Below are 20,820 nucleotides of genomic sequence, written 5' to 3' on the forward strand. Positions count from 1 at the left end.
AGAGGATGGGTATGCGGTATTGGTACGGGATTCTTTTAGCGGTGGGGCTCCTTGGAGCCTGCTCCCAGGCTCCCCAAGGCGTGAAGCCCCAGGTGGCGGTAGGCGCCTCGGTGACGGTGGAAAAGACGGCGGTGCCCAAGTTCAAGCGCACTTACCGCTGGACCATTGAGAAGAAGGTGACGGACCCGGCAAGCGGAACCCTTACCCTGGCCCCAGGGCAGTCCTACCTGGTCAAGTATGCGGTATACCTGGTGGGCACGCCCACGGATTCGGACTTCCAAGTGGAGGGCACGGTCACCATCAAGAACACAGGCGGCGTGGATGTCCTCCTGGAAGCTCCCAGCGATACCCTCTCCTCAGGGGAGACCGTGACCCTTAACTGTGGTGTAAGCTTCCCCTACACCCTGCCCGCAGGGCAAGCCCTTAGCTGCACCTACAGCCAAGCCCTGCCCAACGGGCAAAGCCGGACCAACACCGCCACGGTGAACTGGACCAGCAACGGGGAAAGCGGCACTGCCTCGGGCCAGGCCAGCTTCGCCTTCACCACGCCCACCCAGGTGGTGGACGGCAGCGTGCAGGTAAGCGACCCCTCGGCCACCCCGGTCAGCGCCATCAGCGGCATCACCCCCGAGGGCGTGATCTCCCAGACCTACTTCTTTGAGCGCTGGGTCAGCTTTGATAAATGCGGGGAGTACCAGGTGGACAACACCGCCACCTTCACCACCTCCACCACCCAGACCCAGGGTTCCGCCTCGGCCACGGTAAAGGTTTCCGTACCCTGTGCGGGTGGGTGCACCTTAACCCAGGGCTACTGGAAGACCCATTCCCGCTATGGCCCCGCTCCCTACGACGACACCTGGGCAAAGATAGGCGAGGATACTCCCTTCTTCATTTCTAGCCAGAGCTATCACCAGGTTCTCTGGACCTCACCCAGGGGGAATGCCTACTACATCCTGGCCCATCAGTACATCGCCGCCAAACTGAACACCCTGAACGGAGCCTCCACCACCCCTGAGGTGGATGCGGCCCTGGCCTGGGCGGAAGGCTTCTTCGGCACCTATAAGCCCACCGACTCCCTGAGCAAGACCTTGGCCAACCAGGCCAAGGGGTACGCCGCCACCTTGGACAGCTACAACAACGGCCTCATCGGCCCCGGTCATTGCTCAGAGTAAAACCCTGGAGGAAGCATGAAAAAGATCGGCTGGCTCTTGCTCCTCGCCCTTGCGGCCTGCTCGGCCCCTCAGGGCATCAAGACCACGGGGAAGCTGCGCATCCAAAGCGTCCAGCCCGATGTGGTCTCCGGGTGCACCGTGCGGGCCGGGGATTGGATGGCCCTTAAGGGCAACACCTTTGGCACGCAGGAGGAATGGGATGCCGGCATCAACCGCGCCCTGTTTCCCCCGGATCCAGGCCTGCCCGCGGAAAACCCCGAGATCACCCAGGCTGAGAATCCCGCCACCTTGATGTTCCGCGTGCCCATGGGAGCAGAAAGCGGCATTCTGAGGATCCACGTGGAAGGCGTGGGGGATGCGGAAATCCCCATTGCGGTGGAAGGCATCTCCCCTGAAATGGCGGTGCCGGGATGCGAACTGCCTGCACCCCCGCAAAACCCTGACTAGAAGCACCGGACCAAGCCCCCCTGCCTGAGCAGGGGGGTTCACTTTAGGTGGCTCAGGAACTCCTCCCGGGTCTTCTGGCTTTCCCGGAAGACTCCCAGCATGGCGCTGGTGGTGGTGCGGGAGTGCTGCTTCTCCACCCCCCGCATCATCATGCAGAGGTGGACCCCTTCCACCACCACCCCCACCCCCTGGGGCTCGAGGATCTCCTGGATGGCCTCGGCAATCTGCACCGCCAGGCGTTCCTGCACCTGCAGCCTTCTCGCAAACATGTCCACGATGCGGGCGAACTTGGAAAGGCCCAGGATCTTCTCGCCCGGGATATAGCCGATGTGCACCTGGCCGAAGAAGGGCAGGAGGTGGTGCTCGCACATGGAGTAGAACTCTATGCCCTTCACCACCACCATCTCGCTCCCCTCGGCGGGGAAGAGGGCCCCGTTGACGATGGCCTTCAGGTCCTGGCGGTAGCCCCGGGTGAGGAAGGCCCAGGCCTTGGCCACCCGCTCGGGGGTCTTCAGGAGGCCTTCCCGGCTGGGATCCTCCCCGATGACCTCCAGCCACTCCGCCGCCAGGCGCTTCAGGCGTCCCAGGTCCACGTGGGTTTCAAAGGTAAGACCCGTATCCTCGAGCTCCACCATCTTGCGCTCCATCTTGCCACCTCCGGTCCTCCCCCTGTGTGGCCCTGGGCTCACTCCGGAGCGAGGAAGCCCTCCTCCACCAGGGGCAGGGCCTCTTCCAGGGCCAGGGGAAACCCCTGGGAAGCCCGCCTCAAGGCTTCCAGGGCGTCCTTCCGGGTGCGCTTCAGGTGGAGGTGAAGCTCGCTAAAGGGGTTTAGGGCATCCTGTCCTCGCAGGGTAAGGCGGTAGTGCCTGGGAAGGTCCATGGCCAAAAGCCCCTTCCGGTACCGCTCCGCCAGGGCCCGGTACCGGGGAGCGTTGCCCGGGGGCCCGGCGGGACCCTTGACCCGGGCTGGAACCCCCAGGGCCAGGGTACCCTCGGGGATCTCCATCCCCGGGGGAACCACCGCCCCTGCCCCCACCACCGCATTCCTGCCCACCCGGGCCCCGTTCAGCACCACCGCCCCCATGCCGATCAGGGCTCCTTCCTCCACCACCGCCCCGTGGACCACCGCCCGGTGCCCCACGGTCACCCCGGCACCCAAAAGGCAGGGAAAACCCGGGTCCGCGTGGAGAACGGCGCCATCCTGGACGTTGCTTCCCGGGCCGATCACCACCCGCTCCAGATCCCCCCGCACCACGGCGGCAAACCAGATGGAGGCTCCCTCCCCCACCTCCACCTCCCCCACCACGTAGGCCCCGGGGGCGATGAAGGCGCTGGGGTGCACCTTGGGAAGCTTGTCCTCAAAGCGGTAAACGCTCAAGGGCCACCTCTAGAAGGCGCAGGTCCTCGGGGAAGGAAAGGAGCAAGCGGGCCTCCTCCAGACTGAACCACCCCAGGCCCGTCATCCCCTTTTCCAGGCGGGGCTCCCCGGTGCCCCGCATGAGGAACCAGTGCACCTCCCGCTCCACTCCCTTGGGGTTCACGTAGCGGGTGGGGAAAAGGGGAGCCAGAACCTCCGCCTTTACCCCGGTTTCCTCCAGGACCTCCCGCACCGCGGCCGCCTCGAGGGTTTCCCCCAGCTCCGGGTGCCCCTTGGGAAAGACCCAGAAGCCCATGCGGTCGCGGAGGAGGAGCACCTCCCCCTTCTCGTTGAAGACCACACCTCCCGCCCCTAGCTCCATGGATACCTCCTCTTGAGGTAGCTCAGGGTGGCCTCGTCCACCTCCGGGCCTCCCTGGTAGCGCTCCTCCAGGTTCTCCATGCCGATCAGGGCAAGGAAAGCGCGCTCCGTGGCCTCGTCAAACTCCCCATGCACTTCCCCTGCGTAAAGCCCAAGGCTCCGGAGCACCCCCTGCAACCACCGCACCTCCTCCGGGGCCAAGGGGCGGCGCTCCTTGGGCCTTTCAAAGAGGAGGCGGTGGAGGGAAAGCAGGCGGAAAAGCTCCTCCACCGGCTCCGGGTGGTCGTCGGCCCGGAGGTCGATGTACCGGTCCCAAAGCCCTCCGTACCCCTTGCCCTCCCCCACCACCAGAAGCGCCGCGGACTGCTTGCCCCTTTTATCCCCTCCCGCCTCCTCCCCCGCCTTTAAGGCCAGAAGAAGCCTTTCGGGAAAAGGAACCCGTTCCTCCTGCAGGAAGGTTTCCACCATGGCCTCCACCACCTGGGGACCTGCCAGAAGGTTGCCCTGGGCGGCCAATCCCTTCCCCGCCCTCCCCCCGGCCCAGGGATGGCACTCCCCTCCGGTAAAGGTGAGGGCCTCGCCGCGGGCACTCACCAGGCCGAACTGGCGCCTTTCCAACCCGGGATCGGTGCGCTGGAAGGCCTCCAGGACCCCTTCTGGGCTTGCCCCTTGCTCCAAAAGGGCAAGCCCCTGCGGCCCAAAGCGGGGGTTGGCGTAGGACTGGGTGGCGATCGCCCCCACCCCCGCCCGGGCAAAGGGTACCACCGAGCCCACCGCCAGGAACTTGCTGGCCACGGCCACGCCCAGGTCCCCGGTTTCCGGGTCCTGGGCCACCAGGGAAAAGGTAGCCACCACCATGCCCCTATCCTACGCGCCCCCACGTGGTAGAGTGGGGGGATTGGGTGCGCCCATGGAGATTAGAAACATTGCCATCATTGCCCACGTGGATCACGGGAAAACTACCCTGGTGGACGCCATGCTCCGCCAGGCCAAGGCCTTGTCCAAGGAAGAAGGGGAGCGGATCCTGGACTCGGGCGACCTGGAGAAGGAGCGGGGGATCACCATCCTGGCCAAGAACACCGCTGTGGTCTGGGATGGGGTGAAGATCAACATCGTGGACACCCCCGGCCATGCGGACTTCGGCGGGGAGGTGGAGCGGGCCCTTTCCCTGGTGGACGGGGTGCTCCTTCTGGTGGATGCCGCCGAGGGCCCCATGCCCCAAACCCGGTTCGTTCTGCGGAAAGCCCTCCAGGCCGGGCTCAAGCCCATCGTGGTCCTCAACAAGGTGGACAAGAAGGAGGCCCGCCCCGACGAGGTGCTCAACCTCACCTTTGACCTCATGGTGGAGCTGGGGGCCACGGAGGAGCAGCTGGACTTCCCCTACCTCTACGCCATCGGCCGGGATGGCCGGGCCTGGCGGGAAGTACCCAAAGAAGATCTCTCGGATCTTTTCCAGACCATCCTCGAGCACATCCCCTCACCCAGGTGGCAGGAAGGGCCCTTCCAGCTTCTGGTGGCCAACCTGGACCACTCCCCCTACCTGGGGCGGATCGCCATCGGCAAGGTGGCCCGGGGCCGGGTGCGCAAGGGGGAAAGCGTGGCCATCTTGAAAGGGGACGGGGTCCTTTCCGCCAGGGTGGTGGCGGTCTACACCCACCAGGGCCTGGAGCGGGTGGAGGTGGAGGAAAGCCTCCCCGGGGACATCGTGGCCCTGGCAGGGGTGGAGGGCGTGGGAATCGGGGACACCCTGGCCGCCAGAGAAGCCCCTGAGGCCCTTCCCCGCCTTAAGGTGGACGAGCCCACCGTGGCCCTCACCCTCACCGCCAACACCTCCCCCTTCGCCGGACGGGAGGGGGCGCACGTGACGGGCCAGAAGCTGAAGGAGCGCCTCCTTAAGGAGCTTCGCACCAACGTGGCCCTCCAGGTGGAGGAGGTGGGCCCCGAGGTCTTTGAGCTTAGGGGCCGGGGGGAGCTCCATCTGGCCATCCTCCTGGAAACCATGCGCCGGGAGGGCTACGAGTTCAGCGTGGGCCAGCCCCGGGTGCTCACCAAGGATGGCCTCGAGCCCTACGAGCTTCTGGTGGTGGAGGTGCCCCAGGACCGTTTCGGAAGCGTCATGGAGGCTTTGGGAGCCCGCCGGGCGGAGATGGTGCACATGGAGGTGGGGGAAAGGGTGCGGGCGGAGTTCGTGGTCCCGGCCCGGGCCCTTTTCGGCTTCCGTAGCCTTTTCCTTTCCCTCACCGGAGGGGAGGGCCTTCTAAGCCACACCTTCCACGGCTTCGGCCCCGAGGCCGGCCCCATCCCCACCCGCACCACGGGAAGCGCCGTGGCCATGGAGGCCGGGGTGGCCACCGCCTACAGCCTGAACCGCCTGCAGGAGCGGGTCCAGTTTTTCATCGAGCCGGGCACCGAGGTCTACGTGGGCATGATCGTGGGGGAGCACGTGCGGGAAAACGACCTGGATGTGAACGTCACCCTCGCCAAGAAGCTCACCAACATCCGGGCGGCGAGCTCCGATGAGAACATCCGCCTGGTTCCCCCGAGGCGGCTCTCCCTGGAGGAGGCCCTGGAGTTCCTGGCCGAGGATGAGCTTCTGGAGGTAACCCCCAAGAGCCTTCGTCTGCGCAAGAAGGTGCTGGACCCTTCCCAGCGCAAACGCCTGGTGGGGAAGTAGCCCCCCTTGCCCCCGGGTCCAAGCGGTGTAGAATCGGCCCGTGAAGCGCTTCATGCTTTTTCTTTTGGCCCTTCTGGGCCTTGGCCTGGGTCTTGCCCAGGCCCCGGTAAAGGTGCGCATCGGCTTTAACCCCACCCAAAACTCCGACCAGCTCAAGGCGGCCGCCCAGGCCATCGCCGATTACATCGAGAAGGAGTTCAGGGGGACGGTGGAGGTGGAGATCTTCGTCCCCACCGAGTACCGCGGCCTCATCGAGGCCATGAGGGCGGGGAAGCTGGAGTTCGCCTTCTTCCCCCCCGACGGCTACGTGCTGGCCCACCGGGAAGCGGGGGCGGAGGTCCTCCTCAAGTCGGTGCGGAACGGCAGCCCCTACTACTGGTCGGCCATCATCGTGCGCAAGGACTCGGGGATCAAGAAGATCGAGGACCTCGAGGGCAAGACCATCGCCTGGGTAGACCCCCTCTCCGCCGCCGGCTACGTCTTCCCCCGGGCGGCCCTGGTGAGCCGGGGCATCAACCCCGACACCTTCTTCGCCAAGCAGGTCTTCGCCGGCAAGCACGACGCTGCCGTGCTGGCGGTCCTCAACAAGTCCGTGGACGCCGCCGCCACCTTCGCCAACGACGACAAGAACAAGTCCGGGGCCTGGACCCAGTTCCTAAAACCCGAGGAGGCACGGCAGATCACCGCCATCTTCTACTCCAAGCCCATCCCCGGCGACACCTTCTCCGTAGCCAAGGACTTCCTCAGCAAATACCTCAACCTGGCCAAGGGAATCGCCGCCGCTATCCAGCGTTGCCAGGCGCCCAAATGCACCCTGCTCCAAAACCTCTACCGCATCGACTACATGGTCCCGGCCAAGGATAGCGATTACGACGTGGTGCGTGAGGCCCGGCGCATCTCCGGCCAGGACAAGTGAGGCCTTGACCCTCCGGGCCCCCAGGACCCCCTGGGGGCCTTTTTGGGGAAGCCGAGGAAACATGATCGCGGTCAAGAACCTGAGCAAGGTCTTTCCCGACGGGACCCGGGCGCTTTCGGAGGTGAACGTCTCCATCCCCCAGGGCGACTTCGTGGCCATCATCGGCCTCTCGGGTGCGGGGAAGAGCACCTTTTTGCGCACCTTAAACCGCCTGGTAGAGCCCACCACCGGCGAGGTGTGGGTGGGGGGGGTGGAGGTGACCAGGCTTTCCCGCAAGGAGCTCCAGGCCTTTCGCCGGAAGGTGGGCTTCATCTTCCAGCAGTTCAACCTGGTGCAGCGCCTCACCGTCCTGGAAAACGTGCTTCACGGGCGCCTGGGCTACCTGCCCACGTGGAAGGGGCTCCTTGGGCTCTACCGGGAGGAGGATATCGCCATCGCCCTCGAGCAGATCCGTCGGGTGGGGCTTCAGGGAAAGGAGCAAGCCCGGGCCGACCAGCTTTCCGGGGGCCAGCAACAGCGGGTGGCCATCGCCCGCGCCTTGGCCCAGGAACCCCAGCTGATCCTGGCGGACGAACCCATGGCCAGCCTGGACCCCAGGCTTTCCGACGTGATCCTGGGCATTCTCAAGGAGTACAACCAGGAAAAAGGGGTGACGGTCCTGGTGAACATCCACGTGCTGGAACTGGCCCGGCGCTACGCCCGGCGCATTCTGGCCTTCAACCGGGGAAGGCTGGTCTTTGACGGTCCGGTGGAGGCCCTGACCCTCGAGGTGGAGCGGATGGTCTACGCGGGCAACCTGGAGGCTCTATGAACTTGGCGGTTTTCCTGCTGGGTATGGCCCTGGCGGGCCTCCTCGGCCTAGGCCGGGGTTCCATGCGCCGCTACTTGGTGGCTACGGCCTTGGGCCTTCTGGTGGCCACCCCCACCTTCCCGGTGGTGGAGGCCGTGGGGTACCTTTCCCGGGAAACCCTGGGGCCCACCCTCCTGGCCCTCCTCCCCATGGCCCCCCACCTGGCCCTGGTTCCCTTAGGAGCCCTTTTGGCCTTGCTTCTGGCCCACTTCGGCGGGCGGGCCGCAGGTGTCGGAGGCGTGCTGGGCGGGGGCTTGGCTCTTGCAAGCCTTCTGACCTTCCTCCAGGGCCCTGCCCACCTGGTGCGGCTTAAACCCCTCCCGGGGCTTATGGAGGGAGTGGTGGCCCTAAGCCTCCTGGTTCCCTTCGTGCTCCTGGCCGTCTGGCGCAGGAAACAGGCTGGGCTTTGGCTACCCTTGGGGGTGGCCCTGGCCCTTTCCACCTTCGCCTGGCTCACCTCCCCCCAGGCCCACACCTACTTTCCCCGGATGGAGGGCTACTATAAGCTCATCCTTCCCGCCGAGCCCGGGACCGAAGAAAAGCTGGTGGCGGCGTACAACCAGGGGTTGGAAGAGCTAAACCGGGTGCGGGAAGAAATCGGGCTTCCCCCCTTAAAGCCCATCCGGGACCTCACGGGCCTCAACGAGGGGCGCCTGCCCCAGGAGGTGGCCCAGGCGGGCTACCGGCTCCTGCAACCCCAGTCCACCGCCTACGGCAACGTGGCCCTTCTCCTCTTCCTGGGGGTGATGATGGGCTCGGGGATCTGGCTTCTTCTCCGACCCCAGCTGGCGCAACCCGATGACCTCCGCACGGGCCTGGTCCTGGCCCTGGTGGCCGCCAGCGTCTTTCCCGCCTTTGACGCCACCGAGTTTGACCTGGGCAAACTGGTCAAAGGCTGGCCCTTCCTGGTGAACTTCCTGGACCGGGCCTGGCCCCCCAATCTGGCCCAACCCCAAAGCGGCATCTACCCGCTCCAGAGCGTGGCCAGCGAGATGCTCCTGACCCTGGAGATCGCCCTGGTGGGCACCCTGCTGGCCGCCTTATTCGCATTGCCCACCAGCTTCCTCGCCGCCCGCAACCTCACCTTCCAGAACCCCCTGCTCCGCATTCTCTTCTATTTGATGCGAGGCTTTTACAACGTGGACCGGGGGGTGGACACCTTGATCCTGGCCCTGATCCTGGTGGCGGCGGTGGGCCTGGGCCCCTTCGCCGGGGTGCTGGCCATGGCCATCCACTCCATCGCCGACCTGGGCAAGCTTTACTCCGAAGCCATAGAGAACGTGGACAAAGGGCCCATCGAGGCTTTGGAGAGCGTGGGGGCCAGCGGGAGCAATGTGCTGCGCTGGGCTATTCTGCCCCAGGTGCTTCCCCTTTTCGTGTCCTATACCCTGTACCGCTTTGAGATCAACTTCCGGGTGTCCATCGTCCTGGGCTTGGTGGGGGCCGGGGGGATTGGCTTCTTCATCAAGGGTGCCATGGATGCGGGCCACTACGACCAGATGGTGATCGGCATCATCGCCATCATCATCGTGGTGAACCTGATCGACTTTGCCTCCAGCTGGCTGCGAAGCCGCCTGGTGTAGAAAAAAACCGGGCCCCATGGGGCCCGGTTTGGGCTTTCTTCCCGCCTACTCCTCTTCCCGCTCCCCGTAGGTTTCCAGGGCCTCCTGCCACGCCTGGCTGATCTCCTTGGCCTGCTCCATCTTGACCTCCCTGAGCCTAAGGGTAAGGGGCGGGAGGGGCAGGCGCATCAAGGTAAAGAAAAAACCCGTACACCCCGGGGTCGGTGTAGCCTCTACTACCTACACCAAAGCGCTCAGGACTGGAGAAGGGCCTCCGCCTCGAGGCGGGCCAGCACACCCTCCAGGCTCCCCCCTTGCCAGCGCTCCACGGCGTAGGCGGAAAGGGGAAACCGCTCCTTAAGCCTTCGCACCAGCCCCGCCGCATCCTCAGGCCGGCTTCCCTGGAGGACCAGAAGATACCCCCCCGCCAGGCGGAAGGCCAAGTCCCCCCGGCGAAGCTCCGCCTGAAGCCGCTCAGGGGGGGCGGAGGTGGAAAGGTACACCAGCACCAGAGGGCGCCTAAGGGCCAGCCCCTCCAAGGCCCCGGCCAGGCGCAGGAGGTCCTCCCGGGTCCCCACCCCCTCGAGGGCCGGCAAAAGGGGTGCCTCCCTGCCGGTGCCCAGGAAGAAGGCTATGGCCAGGGCCAAGGCCCAGCACCAGGAAAAACTGCACGGAAAAGACCACGGGGAACCGGGAGAACAGGCTTCCCGCCGCCGCCAGCAAAAGGGCGGCGAGCAGAAGGCCAAGCCCCCGCTCCACCTGGCCCAGGGGTTCGGCCAAGGCCAAGGGAGCAAGCCCCAAAAGGAAGAGGCCCCAGGGCAGGAGGAAAAGCCAGCGCATGTTGCTTCCAAGCCTACCATGCCTCCCCTTACCCTGGCCTTAGCATGAAGGGGATGGAGCCCCTAGCCGAGCGCCTCAGGCCCCGTTCCCTGGACGAGGTCCTGGGCCAGCCCCACCTCACGGGGCCCAAAGGGCTTTTAAGGCGGATGCTGGAGGCGAAAAGGCTTTCCTCCATGGTCCTCTTCGGCCCCCCCGGTACGGGCAAGACCACCCTGGCCCAAATCCTGGCGGAAGGGGTGGGCAAGCCCTTCCTAAGGCTTTCCGCGGTGGAGGCCGGGGTTAAGGAGGTAAGGGCGGTGGTGGAAAGAGCCCGGAGGGAAGGGGGCCTGGTCCTCTTCCTGGACGAGGTGCACCGCTTCAACCGCACCCAGCAGGATGCTCTCCTACCCCACCTGGAGTCCGGCCTCCTCACCCTGATCGGGGCCACCGCGGAAAACCCCGCCTTTGAGCTCACCCCTGCCCTCCGCTCCCGCCTCCGCTTCTTTCCCCTAAGGCCCCTTTCCGAGGAGGACCTCCTCGCCCTCCTCAAGAAGGCCCTCACGGACCCCAGGGGCCTCCCGGGAACCCCTTTTGAGGAGGAGGCCCTCCGCCTCCTGGCCCAGGCTGCCGGAGGCGATGCCCGCTTTGCCCTCAACACCCTGGAACTGGCCGCCTCCTTGGGCCGGGTGGACGCCAGCAGCGTGAGGGAGGCCCTGGGAGCGGAACGCTTCGCCATGGACCGGGAAGGGGACCAGTTTTACGACCTGGTTTCCGCCCTTCACAAAAGCCTCAGGGGAAGCCACGTGGACGCAAGCCTCTACTATCTGGCCAGGCTTCTTAAGGCCGGGGCCGACCCCCTTTACCTGGCCCGACGCCTCATCCGGGTGGCGGTGGAGGATGTGGGCCTCGCCGATCCCCTGGCCCTGCGCCTGGCGATGGCGGCCAAGGAAGCCTACGAGGCCCTGGGAAGCCCGGAAGGAGAGCTGGCCCTGGTGGAGGCCACGGTTTACCTGGCCTTGGCCCCCAAGTCCAACAGCCTTTACACCGCCTGGAAGAAGGCGGAAGAGGCCGCAGGGGCCCACCCCCACGCCCCCGTCCCCCTGAACCTCAGGAACGCCCCCACCGGCCTGCAACGGGCCCTGGGCCACGGTAAGGGGTACGCCTACTACCACGAGGACAAGGAGGGCAGCTTCGCCCAACGATACCTGCCGGAGGGACTAGAAGACCTCCTCCTCTTTGAGGCCACGGGGGAAGGCTGGGAAGAACGGGTGCGGGAACGGCTCAAAGCCCTTAGAGAGCGGTTCCGAAGCTGAGGCCCAAGGCCAGGTAGGGACCTGGGTAGCCCGCCTCCAGGACCCAACCCTCTCCCCAGTAACCCAGGCTCACCTGGAAAGCAAGGTCGGAGCGGTCCCCATACGCCAACGCATGAAGGCGAGGGGAAAAGTAGAAACGATCCACGCCCAGAATCAAGCCCACGTCCACATCGCGAAACGCTACAGACCCCCGAGATGTTAGCAGAAGGCTGAGGCCGCCATCCAGGCTGAGCCCCGGGGCCAGCTTCAGCTTCCCCCCACCCTTGGGCTCCCTTGAACGGAGAGGCTAAGCTCCCAAAAGCCATTCCCTCCCGCATAGCCCAGGTACGGCACGGCCCAGACCGGGTACTGGCCCTGGGAGCTTGGGAAAACACTGCCTCCCACGGTAAAGACATGCCCCTGCACCGGCTCCGGCGAACGAAGCACGGCGATGGGTACGCACCCCGCCAAAAGAAGGGCCAGAAGCGCCAGGGCCCGCATCCTTTAACCCCCCTAGAAACGCGCTGCTGCGGAAACGACCAATATCAACCCTCCCCCTTGGCCGCTGAAGAGGATGCTTCCCTCCCCTAAAAACCCCTCCCCGGCGTAGCCCAGGGTGGCCTGGTAGAGCAAACCCGACACGCTGGTATTCTGGGACTGGAATCCTATCCAGTGCACCCGCGGAGAGAGGTAGACATCCCCCAGACCCACGAGAAGCCCGGCATCCAGGGCCAAGGGCACCCCACCCCCTCCCAGCAGGGGAGGCAGGGTCAGGCCCATATCCAGGGAGAACCCCGGGGCCAGGGCCTGCTTGATCCCCGCCCTGAAGCCCATCTGGACGGAGAAGTTGTACTCGGTCTGGCCATCCCCCTGGGCGTACGCGGCATAGGGGAGGAACCCCACCCCTCCCTCCACCCCCACCGCGCTCAGGCCAAAGGCCAGGCTCCTCCCGGAAACGGGCTCCGGGGTGCGCAACACCGCCACCGGCAGACAACCGGCCAACACCAAGGCCAGGGCCAACAAGAGAACCCGCATGGCTTCACCCCCTTAGCCTTGACTATAGCCCCCTCGAGGACCCCGTGCAGGCACCTTCTAAGCCCTGGCTGGCCAGCCCCCGGCGAAGCCCAGCTAGGACGGCAAAGAACCTGGTAGGAAGCCTTCCTCAGGGGAAGCCGGGAGGAGTTCCCCACCCCACCAGAGCCTTGCTCACCCCTTTAGCCCTTCCTCAAAGGTAGCCACCACCCGCCTTTCAAAGACAAGGTAGAGCAAGGCGATGGGAAGGACGGAGAAAAGGGCGGCGGCGGAAAGGAGGCCCCAGTCGGTGGGGTACTTGCGCTGCAGGTCCGTAAGCCAGGTCTGGAGGGTCCAGAACCTGGGGTCGGAAACCATCACCCTGGGGTAGAGCACCAGGTTCCAATGGGCGGCGAAGGCCAGCACCCCAGCCGCCACCAGGGTGGGGCGCACCAAGGGGAAAAGGATGCCGAAAAGCAGCACCCGGTGCCCCGCTCCATCGAGTCTGGCGGCTTCCAAAAGCTCCTCCGGCACCGCCCGCATGGCCTGGTAGACCAGGTAGATGACGAAGGGGCTGGCGGCGAAGGGCAGGGCCAAGGCCAAGGCGGTATCCAGGAGGGAAAGCCCTTTGAGGATGCCGTACAGGGGCACCAGGAGGAGTTCGGCGGGTATGGCCATAAGCACCAGGTAAAAGGGCAGAAGCCCAAGCCCCGCCCTTAAGGCGTAGGCGGCCAAAAGGGCGGTGAAGAGCTGAAGGATCACCACCCCCGAGGAAAGCCCCAGGGAGAAGAAGAGCCGGCCCCAAAACCCCTCCTTGGCTAGGCCCTGGACGTTTTCCAGGCTAAAGCCCACCTTGGAGAAGAGCTCCCCCGAGTACACCGCCTCCTTGGGCATGAAGGCGGCGTAGGCCATCCAGAGAAAGGGAAGGAGGACGAAAAACAAGGCCAAAAAGACCAGAAGATGCCCCAAAGCCCGGCCCACGTGCCCAATATACCCCACAGGGGCCTGGGCCTTAAGATGCTTCCATGCAACCTCTCTCCGGCATCAAGGTGCTGGACCTTTCCCGGGTGCTGGCGGGACCCCTTTGCACCATGATCCTGGCCGACCTGGGGGCGGAGGTGATCAAGGTGGAGCCCCCTTGGGGGGATGAAACCCGGGGCTGGGGACCCCCCTTTGTGAAGGGGGAGAGCGCCTATTTCCTCTCCGTGAACCGGGGCAAGAAGAGCCTGGCCTTGGACCTCAAGACCCTCGAGGGCCAGGAGGTGGTGCGCAGGCTAGCCCAAAGGGCCGATGTCCTGGTGGAAAACTTCAAAACCGGGGACCTGAGGCGCTACGGCCTGGACTATGAAAGCCTGAAGGAGCTTAACCCCCGCCTGGTCTACCTCTCCATCACCGGCTTCGGCCACACGGGACCCAGGGCCCAGGAACCCGGGTACGATGCCGCCTTGCAGGGCTACACGGGCATCATGTCCGTAACCGGGGAGCCGGAAGGCCCCCCCATGAAGGTGGGGGTGGCCTGGATCGACGTGATGACGGGCATGATGGGGGCGGTGGCGGTGCTTTCCGCCCTTTACGAGCGGGAAAAAGGCGGCCTGGGCCAGCACATCGACCTTTCCCTCTTTGACGTGGGCCTCTTCGCCCTGGCCAACCTGGGGGAAAGCTACCTCCTCACGGGCAAACCCCCCAAGCGCCTGGGGAACGCCCACGCCCAGATCGTGCCCTACGGGGCCTTCCCCGCGGCGGACGGGTGGCTGGTTTTGGCGGTGGGGAACGACGAGCAGTTCGCCAGGCTCTGCCAGGTCCTGGACCTGCCGGACCTCCTGGCACGGTTTCCCACTAACGCAGAGAGGGTGGAGGCAAGAAAGGAGGTGGTGGAGGCGATTTCCCAGGTGCTCAAGACCCAACCCCGGGCCCACTGGTTGGAAAGGTTTCGGGAGAAGGGCATCCCTGCCGCCCCGGTGAACGACCTGGCCGAAGCCTTCCAAGACCCCCAGGCCCAGGCCCGGGGGGCCATCTGGACCCTTCCCCACCCCCTTTTGGAAGCCCTGCCTACCCTGGCGAACCCCTTGCGCTTCCTGTCCCGCACCCCGGCAAGCCCCTCCCTGCCCCCGCCCCTGCTGGGGGAGCATACGGAGGCGGTGCTGAGGGAAGCAGGCTATACGCCGGAGGAGGTGGCCCGGCTTGTGGAAAAGGGTGTGGTCCGCATCCAGGCCAAGGAAAGGCGGTGAGGAAAATCCTCGTCCCCAAGGCCCTTTTTGCTCCCGGGTCCGCTATTCATGGGTTCTTTTGGCCTGTGGATAACCTTGTGGATAACTGCCCCCGGCGCCCCAGCGGCACTCGACCCGTGGCGCTTAGGGCTGCTTCCTTCCGGACCTGACCCGGTTCACGCCCGGACCGTCGCGCTGGACCGGGGGCTTGGGTAGTATAGCACCCATGGAAGCCCTAAGGCTAGAGGGCCTGGGCAAGCGCTACGGGCGCAAACCCATCCTGGAGAAGATAAACCTCTCCGTGCACCCCGGGGAGGTCTACGCCCTGGCGGGACCCAACGGCTCGGGGAAGACCACCCTTATCCGCCTGGTCACCGGCCTGGCCTTTCCCAGCGAGGGAAGGGCCCTCCTCCTGGGGGAGGACGTGCACCAAAACCCCCAAGCCCGGCGCCACCTGGGGGCGGTGGTGGAAGCTCCGGCCGCCTTCTATCCCTACCTCACGGGCCGGGAGAACCTCAGGATGCGGGCCTACCTGGCTGGGGTGAAGGAGGAAGACCGAATCACGGAGGTGCTGGCTCGCTTAAGGCTCCTCGCCGTGGCCGACCAGAGGGTGGGGAGCTATTCCCTGGGGCAACGCCAGCGCCTGGGCCTGGCGGCAGCCATCCTGCACCGGCCCAGGGTCCTGGTCCTGGACGAACCCACCAGCGGACTGGACCCCGAGGGGGTGGAGCTGGTCCATAGCCTCTTGCAGGAGGTGGCTCGGGAGGGAGTGGCCGTTCTCCTTTCCACCCACCACCTCGAGGAGGTGAGCCAGTACGCCCACAAGGTGGGGATCCTGGGAGGAGGGAGGCTTCTGGACGAGGTGGTCCTCGAGGGGCGGAAGGCCTACCGCCTCGAGGCCGAGCCCCTGGAAGGCGCCCTGGCCCTCCTCAAGACCCTGCCCCAGGTGGCCTCGGCCAGGATCCAAGGCCAGGCCATCCTCTTTGAGGGCGAGGCGGAGGCGGCCTTAGGAGCCCTCCTCAGGGAAGGGTACCGGGTGAAGGCCCTCCATCCCCAAGGCTTTGATCTGAAGCTCTACTACCAGGAGAGGGTGAAGCATGCTTAGGCTTCTGGTCTTTGAGCTCTACAAGCTCTTCCGCCTGCGCTCGGTCCAGCTTGGGCTTCTGGCCGCCTTCCTTCTTCCCTTCCTGTGGGCCCTGGCCCCGGGGCTTAAGGAAGTGTACGGCCTGGTCCTGGCCTCGGGCTGGCAGGTGGTTTCCCTAAGCCTGATGGCGGGGATGGAGTTCCTCTTTCCCTTTCTGGTGGTGATGGCGGCCAGCGAGTCCCTGGGAAGCGAGGTGGCCCAAGGCACCTTGAAAAGCCTCCTCCTCCACCCCCTCCCCCGGACCCGGCTGATCCTGGCCAAGCTCCTCTCTGCCCTCCTCTACCCCTTCGTCCTTTTGGGGGCGAGCTTCCTGGGAAGCCTCCTGGCAGGCCTGCCCCACGGGCTAGGAGGGTTCTACGGGGGCACGGGGCTTGGGGCAGGAGGGTTCGCCGGGGTAGGCTTTCTGAGCGCCCAAGAGGCCCTTGGCCAACTCCTTTCCGCCCACCTCCTGGCGGGGATCGTCCTGCTGCCCCTCGCCGCCTTAGCCCTCCTCTACGCCACGGTCTTCCTCTCCACCACGGCAAGCGCCCTGGCGGCGGTGGCCACCCTGCTTCTCATGCGCCTCCTGGTGGCCTTCCCCGCCCTTACCCCCTTCCTCCTCACCACCTACCTGGACCTCCACTTAAGGCCCAGCGCGGCGGGGCTTGGCCTGCCCCTCCTCCTCATCTACACCCTGGGCTTCGCCTTCCTGGCGGCCTTGGTTTTTGAACGCAAGGACCTCTAGAAGGGATGGGGTTCAGAAACGCCCACGAAGCGCCCTTGCTCCACCAGGGGTTTGCCGTCCAAGAGAAGGCTTCCTTCCCTTAGGGAAAGCACCAGGTCCCAGTGCAGGGCGCTTGGGTTCTTCCCGCCGGTTTCCGGGTAGCTCCGGCCCAGGGCCAGGTGCACGGTGCCCCCCATCTTCTCGTCCAGGAGGATGAGGCCGGTGGGCCGGGTGAGGCCAAAGTTGGTGCCGATCCCCACCTCGCCAAGCCGCCTGGCCCCCTCATCCGTGGCCAGGGCCGCAAGCAGGTACTCCTCCCCCACCTCCGCCCGGGCCTCCACCACCTCGCCTCCCTGGAAGCGCAGGTAAACCCCTTCCACCCGCCTGCCCCCCACGAAGGCGGGGAGGTTGAAGCGCACCTCCCCCTCGGCGGAATCCTCGAGGGGCCCGGTGAACACCTCCCCCGAGGGCATGTTGCGCCGGCCGTCGGAGTTGATCCACCTCCTCCCCGCCACGGAAAGCCTGAGGTCCGTGCTCGGGGCCTGGATGCGAAGCTCCCTGCCCTGGGAAAGCCTCCCGATCAAGGCCTCCTGGAAGCGGGAAAGGGCCCGCCAGGCGCCCACCGGGTCCTCCCGGTCCAGGAATAACGCCCCCTTAAGGTACTCCCGGAACTCCTCCGTCCCCATCCCTGCCCCCACCGCATACCCCACCGTGGGGTAGAGGGTGAGGGTCCAGCGCTTTTTCAGGCGGAGTTCGGCCAGGGGCCGCCAGGCCCGCTGGTGCTTTAGGGAAAGGCCGGGGTCCAGGGAAGCTCCCTCCAGGGGGTTTTCCGCGGAAAGGATGCGCAGGAACTTGTCCGCTTTTTCGTAAAGGGCGCGCTCCACCTCCGGTATCCTCTCCAGCCAAGCCCCCCCGTAGAGGAGGAAGTCCCGCCCCTCCCCGGGGTAGCCTATGCGGAAAAGGGGGTAGGCCCCCCGTTTCAGGAAGGCCCTTTTCAAATGGGGCAGGAGGGGTAAGGCCGGGGCCTCCGCCTCCACCAAAATGGTCTCCCCTTCCTGGGCCTCGAGGCAGTACTCCACCAGGAGTTGAGCGAAAGCGGCTTCCACTTTGTTATCATAGGGCCAAGATGGCAGAACCCAAGATCACGCCCTTGGCCCGGCGTCTTGCCGAGGAAAACGGCATAGACTGGCGCAGGCTCCAGGGCACCGGCCCCGATGGCACCATCGTGGAGCGGGACATCCTCGCCTTCCTGGCCAAGGTGATGGCCGGGGAGGTGGATCTGCCCCCCATGCCCGAGGAAGCCCCGCCCCTTCCCCCGGAAGAGGAACTGAAACGGGTACAGGAGGTCCTGAGCCGGGAGGGCGTGGATCTGGAAGACGTCCTCCCCGAAACCCCCAAGGCCCCCACCCTGGCGGTGGAGGAGGTGGCGGAAGAGGAGCTGGACCTCGAGCCCGCCCTCCTGGAGGACCTTGACCTCGACCTGGAGGAGGACCTCCTCCTGGCCGAGGAACCCGCCCGGGAAGACCAAGCCCCTTCCCTCTCCGGGCTGGAGGAAGAGGAAACCCTCCTCCCCGAGCCCGTGGAGGAAGAGGAGCTCGAAGAGCTCCTCCTCACCGCCGAGGAGGAAACGCTTTCCCCCGAACCGGAGGAGCTGGAGCTCGAGGAAGACCTCCTCCTCGGCGAAACCCAGGAAGCTCCTTCTCCGGAGCCCCTCCAGGCCCTGGAGGAAGCACCCCCTGCCCCAGAACCTCCGCCCCCGGCTGCCCCCGTTCCTCCGCCCAGCCCGGCCCCGGGCCTCACTGCCGCCCCAGCCCCTGCTCCCTTCCTCTTGCGGGTGCAGCGCCTGCGGTTTGACCCCGGGAGGCTGGAGGCAGCCCTGGAAGCCTTCCACCAGGCCCACGGGGTGCCCCATAACCCCCTTCCCTTCCTGCTGAAGGCGGCGGAAAAGGCCCTGGCGGAGCTGGAGCTTCCCCTAAGGCCCCTCCTGGGCCAGGTGGCAGGGGAGGAGGTGCGGGGCGTAAGGCCCATGGGCGGCTTCCTCGCCCTCTTCCGCCAGCAGGAGGGGGAGGAAGGGGAGGGGCTTCTTTGCTTCGCGGGGGAGGAGGAGGTGCACTCCGGCCGCCCGAGCCTTTTCCTCTCCCAGGAGGGGGTGCTTGCCGCCTCGGGCCTCGAGGCTCCCATCGCCCAAAAGCTCTTAAAACGGGTGGCCCTTTACCTGGAAAACCCCGTGCTGCTTTTGGCCTAGCGCCGCCTGCGCCGCTTCCGGCCTCCCGGCAGGGCTTCCGGGGGCGTGAGGCCTTGCAGGCGGGCCTCGAGGGCCCGTAGCTCATCCCTTAGCCTCGCCGCCCGCTCGAAGTCCAAAGCCTCCGCCGCCTGCCACATGGCTAGCTCCAGCTCGGCGATCCGCTCCTTCAGGTCCTCCCCCTCCCAGGCTTCCCCAGGAACCTTCTCCCCGTACTCCTCGGGGCGGATGATGGCCCTAACCTCCTTGCGCACGGTCTCCGGGACGATGCCGTGCTCCCGGTTGTAGGCCTCCTGGAGGGCCCTTCTCCGGTTAGTCTCCCGGATGGCCCTCTCCATGGCCTCGGAGATGGTATCGGCGTAAAGCCACACCTCCCCCTTGGCGTTCCTGGCCGCCCGGCCAATGGTCTGGATGAGGCTTCGCTCGCTTCTCAGGAAGCCCGTCTTGTCGGCGTCCAGGATGGCCACCAGGGAAACCTCGGGGATGTCCAGGCCCTCCCTCAGGAGGTTGATCCCCACCAAAGCGTCAAAGTGCCCGAGGCGCAGGTCCCGGATCAGGGCCTGGCGCTCAAAGGCATCCAGCTCGTGGTGCATGTAGCGGGCCCGTATCCCGTGCTCCTGCAAGAAGGCGGTGAGCTCCTCCGCCATGCGCACGGTTAAGACGGTGACCAGGGTCCTTTCCCCCCTATTCGCCCGCTCCCGGATCCCCTCCATGAGGTCCAGGATCTGGTTCTCCGTGGGCTTCACCACCACCAGGGGATCCAGAAGCCCCGTGGGGCGGATGATCTGCTCCACGATGCGCCCCGAGTGCTGAAGCTCAAAGGGCCCCGGGGTGGCGGAAACGAAGACTACCTGGGACACCCTCTCCAAGAACTCCTCAAAGCGAAGGGGGCGGTTGTCCAAGGCGCTCGGCAGGCGGAAGCCATAGTCCACCAGGGTCTTCTTGCGCACATAGTCCCCCCGGTACATCCCCTGAAGCTGGGGCACGGTCACGTGGGACTCATCCAGGAAGACCAGGAAGTCCTCAGGGAAGTAGTCGAGAAGGGTATAGGGAGGCTCCCCCGGGGCCTTACCGGTGAAGTAGCGGGCGTAGTTCTCCACCCCCGGGCAGGTGCCCATGACCCGGAGCATCTCCAGGTCGTAGAGGGTGCGCTCCTTAAGGCGCTGGGCGTAGAGGACCTCGCCCCTTTCCTCAAAGTAGCGGACCCGTTCCCACAGCTCCTTCTCGATCTCCTTCAGGATCTCCTCCAGCCCTTCCGGGGAAAGGTAGTGGGTGGCGGGAAAGAGCACGAAGCCGGGGAGCTCCCTAAGCCTCTCCCCGGTGATGGGGTGCACCTGGAGGATCCGCTCCACCTCGTCCCCGAAGAGCTCCACCCGCAGGGGCTCCGTCTCGTAGGCGGGGAAGATCTCCAGCACCTCCCCCCTGGCCCGGAACCGGCCCGGGGAGAGGTCGATGTCGTTCCGCTGGTACCCAAGCTCCAAAAGCCTTTCCAAAAGGGCTTCCCGTGGGTAAACCGCCCCCCGCTCCACCACCAGGTTCCGCTCCCTGTACTCCCGGGGGTCGCCGAGGCCGTAGATGGCGGAAACCGAGGCCACCACCACCACGTCCCTGCGGGTGAGGAGGCTACGGGTGGTGGAGTGCCTCAGGCGCTCGATCTCGGGGTTGATGCTAGCGTCCTTCTCGATGTAGAGGTCCTTTCCCGGCACGTAGGCCTCGGGCTGGTAGTAGTCGTAGTAGCTGATGAAGTACTCCACGGCGTTCTCCGGGAAAAGCTCCCGGAACTCCGCGGCGAGCTGGGCCGCCAGGATCTTGTTGGGAGCCAGCACCAAGGCAGGCCTCCCCATGGCCTCGATCACCTTGGCCATGGTCACCGTCTTCCCCGTCCCCGTGGCCCCGAGGAGGGTGACGAAGCGCTCCCCATCCCTCAAGGCCTCCACCAGCTCCCGGATGGCCTTGGGCTGGTCCCCTTTGGGGTTGGGCCCCTGGTAGCGGAAGGGCATACCTCCACCATAGCAAAGGCCCCCGCCCCAAGGGCGGGGGCCC

22 protein-coding genes, 1 other RNA gene and 1 pseudogene are annotated in these 20,820 nt (G+C 66.0%); 11 read left to right on the forward strand and 13 right to left on the reverse strand.

What is annotated here, in order from left to right; translation table 11 throughout:
- Positions 1-11: 11 nt before the first annotated feature.
- Positions 12-1,172, forward strand: a complete 1,161-nt coding sequence (locus KQ693_RS02015; protein WP_267261771.1) for a hypothetical protein — start codon at positions 12-14, stop codon at positions 1,170-1,172.
- 15 nt (positions 1,173-1,187) lie between these two features.
- Positions 1,188-1,619: a hypothetical protein gene (locus KQ693_RS02020; RefSeq protein WP_054391547.1), complete on the forward strand. Its 432-nt coding sequence runs from the start codon at positions 1,188-1,190 to the stop codon at positions 1,617-1,619.
- Positions 1,620-1,657: 38 nt separating this feature from the next.
- On the opposite strand, the gene folE is transcribed toward KQ693_RS02020, so the two are convergent.
- From folE to KQ693_RS02040, 4 genes are read right to left on the reverse strand one after another with little or no spacing between them, the layout of a single operon-like run.
- Positions 1,658-2,266: a GTP cyclohydrolase I FolE gene (gene folE, locus KQ693_RS02025; RefSeq protein ID WP_015718261.1), complete on the reverse strand. Its 609-nt coding sequence runs from the start codon at positions 2,264-2,266 to the stop codon at positions 1,658-1,660.
- A gap of 38 nt (positions 2,267-2,304) precedes the next feature.
- Positions 2,305-2,997 (reverse strand): gamma carbonic anhydrase family protein, encoded by a 693-nt coding sequence (locus tag KQ693_RS02030; protein ID WP_267261772.1) that lies wholly within the window; start codon positions 2,995-2,997, stop codon positions 2,305-2,307.
- On the reverse strand, positions 2,978-3,358 hold the full coding sequence (locus tag KQ693_RS02035; RefSeq protein ID WP_219758837.1) for an NUDIX hydrolase: 381 nt from the start codon (positions 3,356-3,358) through the stop codon (positions 2,978-2,980). Before KQ693_RS02035 ends, KQ693_RS02030 begins: the two co-directional genes overlap by 20 nt.
- Complete coding sequence (locus tag KQ693_RS02040) at positions 3,349-4,215, reverse strand: DUF1028 domain-containing protein (protein ID WP_267261773.1); 867 nt, start codon at positions 4,213-4,215, stop codon at positions 3,349-3,351. Before KQ693_RS02040 ends, KQ693_RS02035 begins: the two co-directional genes overlap by 10 nt.
- 52 nt (positions 4,216-4,267) lie before the next feature.
- Here KQ693_RS02040 and typA point away from each other — a divergent pair, with 52 nt between their 5' ends.
- From typA to phnE, 4 genes are all read left to right on the forward strand, one after another.
- The gene (gene typA / locus KQ693_RS02045; protein ID WP_219758839.1) at positions 4,268-6,031 is read left to right on the forward strand and encodes a translational GTPase TypA; all 1,764 of its coding nucleotides are present in this window, start codon (positions 4,268-4,270) and stop codon (positions 6,029-6,031) included.
- Between the two features lie 52 nt (positions 6,032-6,083).
- The gene (locus tag KQ693_RS02050) at positions 6,084-6,947 is read left to right on the forward strand and encodes a phosphate/phosphite/phosphonate ABC transporter substrate-binding protein (RefSeq protein ID WP_475353408.1); all 864 of its coding nucleotides are present in this window, start codon (positions 6,084-6,086) and stop codon (positions 6,945-6,947) included.
- 61 nt (positions 6,948-7,008) lie between these two features.
- Entirely contained in the window at positions 7,009-7,758 is a 750-nt protein-coding gene (gene phnC / locus KQ693_RS02055; RefSeq protein ID WP_219758841.1) for a phosphonate ABC transporter ATP-binding protein, read from the forward strand.
- Entirely contained in the window at positions 7,755-9,380 is a 1,626-nt protein-coding gene (gene phnE, locus KQ693_RS02060) for a phosphonate ABC transporter, permease protein PhnE (RefSeq protein ID WP_267261775.1), read from the forward strand. The genes phnC and phnE overlap by 4 nt, the downstream gene beginning before the upstream one ends.
- A 45-nt stretch (positions 9,381-9,425) precedes the next feature.
- Here the strand turns inward: phnE and KQ693_RS02065 are convergent, their stop codons facing one another.
- Together KQ693_RS02065 and KQ693_RS02070 are read right to left on the reverse strand one after the other, a co-directional pair.
- The gene (locus tag KQ693_RS02065) at positions 9,426-9,548 is read right to left on the reverse strand and encodes a hypothetical protein (protein WP_256378171.1); all 123 of its coding nucleotides are present in this window, start codon (positions 9,546-9,548) and stop codon (positions 9,426-9,428) included.
- Positions 9,549-9,613: 65 nt separating this feature from the next.
- Positions 9,614-10,199 (reverse strand): annotated as a pseudogene (locus tag KQ693_RS02070) (hypothetical protein).
- A 44-nt stretch (positions 10,200-10,243) separates the two neighbouring features.
- Here KQ693_RS02070 and KQ693_RS02075 point away from each other — a divergent pair.
- Positions 10,244-11,491, forward strand: a complete 1,248-nt coding sequence (locus tag KQ693_RS02075; protein ID WP_267261776.1) for a replication-associated recombination protein A — start codon at positions 10,244-10,246, stop codon at positions 11,489-11,491.
- Here KQ693_RS02075 and KQ693_RS02080 read toward each other — a convergent pair.
- From KQ693_RS02080 to KQ693_RS02095, 4 genes are all read right to left on the reverse strand, one after another.
- A complete protein-coding gene (locus KQ693_RS02080) occupies positions 11,469-11,660 on the reverse strand; it encodes a hypothetical protein (RefSeq protein ID WP_267261777.1) in 192 nt (63 codons plus the stop codon). The two genes, KQ693_RS02075 and KQ693_RS02080, sit on opposite strands and share 23 nt — an antisense overlap.
- Before the next feature lie 77 nt (positions 11,661-11,737).
- Positions 11,738-11,971 carry a hypothetical protein gene (locus tag KQ693_RS02085; RefSeq protein WP_267261778.1) on the reverse strand — a complete coding sequence of 78 codons (234 nt, stop codon included), beginning with the start codon at positions 11,969-11,971 and terminating at the stop codon, positions 11,738-11,740.
- Positions 11,972-11,983: 12 nt separating this feature from the next.
- The gene (locus tag KQ693_RS02090) at positions 11,984-12,505 is read right to left on the reverse strand and encodes a hypothetical protein (protein WP_219758846.1); all 522 of its coding nucleotides are present in this window, start codon (positions 12,503-12,505) and stop codon (positions 11,984-11,986) included.
- Between the two features lie 171 nt (positions 12,506-12,676).
- On the reverse strand, positions 12,677-13,462 hold the full coding sequence (locus KQ693_RS02095) for a carbohydrate ABC transporter permease (RefSeq protein ID WP_038070644.1): 786 nt from the start codon (positions 13,460-13,462) through the stop codon (positions 12,677-12,679).
- Between the two features lie 44 nt (positions 13,463-13,506).
- Here KQ693_RS02095 and KQ693_RS02100 point away from each other — a divergent pair, with 44 nt between their 5' ends.
- On the forward strand, positions 13,507-14,709 hold the full coding sequence (locus KQ693_RS02100) for a CaiB/BaiF CoA transferase family protein (RefSeq protein ID WP_267261779.1): 1,203 nt from the start codon (positions 13,507-13,509) through the stop codon (positions 14,707-14,709).
- Between the two features lie 85 nt (positions 14,710-14,794).
- Here KQ693_RS02100 and ffs read toward each other — a convergent pair.
- Positions 14,795-14,895: signal recognition particle sRNA small type (ffs, locus tag KQ693_RS02105), an RNA gene on the reverse strand.
- A gap of 19 nt (positions 14,896-14,914) precedes the next feature.
- On the opposite strand from ffs, the gene KQ693_RS02110 reads away from it, so the two are divergent.
- The gene (locus KQ693_RS02110) at positions 14,915-15,793 is read left to right on the forward strand and encodes an ABC transporter ATP-binding protein (protein ID WP_267261780.1); all 879 of its coding nucleotides are present in this window, start codon (positions 14,915-14,917) and stop codon (positions 15,791-15,793) included.
- Positions 15,786-16,556, forward strand: coding sequence for an ABC transporter permease (locus KQ693_RS02115; protein ID WP_219758848.1), 771 nt, complete (start codon positions 15,786-15,788; stop codon positions 16,554-16,556). Before KQ693_RS02110 ends, KQ693_RS02115 begins: the two co-directional genes overlap by 8 nt.
- Here KQ693_RS02115 and KQ693_RS02120 read toward each other — a convergent pair.
- Positions 16,553-17,641, reverse strand: coding sequence for an aminopeptidase (locus KQ693_RS02120; RefSeq protein WP_267261781.1), 1,089 nt, complete (start codon positions 17,639-17,641; stop codon positions 16,553-16,555). The genes KQ693_RS02115 and KQ693_RS02120 overlap by 4 nt on opposite strands.
- 20 nt (positions 17,642-17,661) lie before the next feature.
- Here KQ693_RS02120 and KQ693_RS02125 point away from each other — a divergent pair, with 20 nt between their 5' ends.
- Positions 17,662-18,780 carry an E3 binding domain-containing protein gene (locus tag KQ693_RS02125; RefSeq protein WP_267261782.1) on the forward strand — a complete coding sequence of 373 codons (1,119 nt, stop codon included), beginning with the start codon at positions 17,662-17,664 and terminating at the stop codon, positions 18,778-18,780.
- Here the strand turns inward: KQ693_RS02125 and uvrB are convergent.
- Positions 18,777-20,777, reverse strand: coding sequence for an excinuclease ABC subunit UvrB (gene uvrB / locus KQ693_RS02130; RefSeq protein ID WP_267261783.1), 2,001 nt, complete (start codon positions 20,775-20,777; stop codon positions 18,777-18,779). The two genes, KQ693_RS02125 and uvrB, sit on opposite strands and share 4 nt — an antisense overlap.
- Positions 20,778-20,820 lie beyond the last annotated feature (43 nt).

The organism is Thermus brevis (assembly GCF_026427635.1).
Classification (GTDB): domain Bacteria; phylum Deinococcota; class Deinococci; order Deinococcales; family Thermaceae; genus Thermus; species Thermus antranikianii.